At 62.1% G+C, this 1,834-nt stretch carries 2 protein-coding genes and 1 pseudogene; 2 read left to right on the top strand and 1 reads right to left on the bottom strand.

Going from position 1 to position 1,834, the window contains the following annotated elements; genetic code table 11:
* Together EN964_RS39285 and EN964_RS33295 are read left to right on the top strand one after the other, a co-directional pair.
* Window positions 1-117: pseudogene (locus tag EN964_RS39285) on the top strand (acyltransferase); the annotation flags it as partial.
* 247 nt (window positions 118-364) lie between these two features.
* On the top strand, window positions 365-1,123 hold the full coding sequence (locus EN964_RS33295; protein WP_127269154.1) for a metallophosphoesterase family protein: 759 nt from the start codon (window positions 365-367) through the stop codon (window positions 1,121-1,123).
* A 76-nt stretch (window positions 1,124-1,199) separates the two neighbouring features.
* Here EN964_RS33295 and EN964_RS33290 read toward each other — a convergent pair.
* Window positions 1,200-1,834 (bottom strand): polysaccharide biosynthesis tyrosine autokinase (locus EN964_RS33290; RefSeq protein ID WP_127277354.1); only part of this gene is annotated, 635 nt, incomplete at its 5' end.

The following is a 1,834-nucleotide window of genomic DNA, read 5'->3' as shown; positions in this document are numbered from 1 at the left end:
GCGGTCGTCGGCGCGACGATGATCGCGGCAAGCTGGCTGGTGGCGATCGAGGCCGAACCACGCATCCGGCTGCTGCTCGACCACACCGTTTTCCGCTATCGGCTCAAGGCAGCCTGACGACGATCCGGCAGACCGGGCCGGCTGCCGACCTAAAGCATGTCGCGCCTGAGCGGATTCAGGCCCGCTTCAGGCCTTTGTTTCCACAGATCGTTCTCCCAAAACCGAGCTCATTTCTGAGCAACATGCATTTGCGGTCCCGACCCGGCGGGGCTGCATTTTCCACGATTGCGGAATTCTCCGTTTCGGGCATGATAACAGGCACTTATGCCTTCCGTATGAGAGCTTGCCTCGAGACGCCCCGCACGTGACCCTGTTCCAGCGAAAACCCCGGATCGCGGCGCGTGCGCGCCTCGATATCGACATGCAGGACGCCGTCGTCTATGCGATCGGTGACGTGCATGGCTGCTACAAGGAACTCCGTGCCCTGGAGCAGAAGATCCTGCTCGATTCGCTGCGCTTCCAGAGCCGCAAGATCATCGTCATGCTTGGCGACTACATCGACCGGGGGCTTCAGTCGGCCCGGGTGCTGGATCACCTCGTGGCGCCGCCGCCGAAAGGGTTTCAGCGCATTTGTCTTGCCGGCAACCACGAAGTGGCGATGCTGAACTATCTCGACGGAAATCTGTCCCGCAAGCCCTGGCTGGCGACGGGCGGCCTGCAAACCCTGTTTTCCTATGGCATCGATCCGGCGCGCCTCGCCAGCCTCTACGGGAGCAGCGCGCAGATCGACCGACGCATAAGGGAGATCATTCCAGACGATCACGTCAGCTTCCTGCGCGGGCTGCCGATCATGGTCCGTTCGCGGAAGTTCGTGTTCGTCCACGCCGGCATCAGGCCCGGCGTCGACCTTGCGGCGCAAACCGACCACGACCTGGCCAACATCCGTTCGGACTTCTTCGAGGCAACGCACCTGCTCGACCGCTGGGTGGTGCACGGGCATACTCCGGTGGACGTCCCGAAGCTCGAAGGGCGCCGGCTCGGCATCGACACAGCCGCCTTCCAGAGCGGACGCCTGACCGCCGTCAGGATCGCCGACAAGCAAGGCAGGCTGATCTTCTCCTGACGCGCATCGATATTCAGGTGTGCTGACCTGAAGATCGATACACTTCAGAGAGGGTCCACTCGCGCAACGGTCGACGTCACACCGGCGCCTTGCCGCGCACTTCCGACTTTTCCAGATAGTAGCTCGAATATTTATCAAAGAATTTTTCCGACCCGCCGAACGATCCGTATTTGGCCAGTTTCTTCAAATCGACCTTGTTCAGCACCGCGCCGACGATCTTGTTGGCGACATAGGGTTCGGATTCCAGCATCGACCTGACCATCGCGCGTGGGGTGCGCCCCCACTCGGTGACCAGTACAAAACCGTCGACCAACGGCGCGAAGGCCTTGGCGTCGACCACCGGTCCGAGCGGCGGCAGATCGACGACGATGTATTCGAACGTCTCCTTGGCGTTCTCGATGAAGCGTCGCATGCCGGCCGAGGAGAGAAGTTCGCTGGTATGCGAGAAATGACCGCGCAGCACCGCCGGGATGATCGCCAGCTTCGTCTGCCTGTCGATCTTGCCGACGGACTGCCAGGTCTGGCCACTGACCACCGCTTCCATCAAGCCCTGCTCGGTTTCCATGCCAAGGCCCCGGCTGAGGCCGGGATTGCGCAAGTCGCCGTCGATCAGCAGCGTCTTGGAGCCATTGGCGGCGAGCAAGCCGGCGAGATTTGCCGCGACCGTCGACTTGCCTTCGCCGTGAAGCACCGAGATGACGCCGATCACGC

It is taken from the genome of Mesorhizobium sp. M7A.F.Ca.CA.001.10.2.1, assembly GCF_003998575.1.
In the GTDB taxonomy this organism is placed as follows: Bacteria; Pseudomonadota; Alphaproteobacteria; order Rhizobiales; family Rhizobiaceae; genus Mesorhizobium.
The sequence above is the reverse complement of the archived record's forward strand: the minus strand, read 5'-3'. Positions and strand labels throughout refer to the sequence as shown.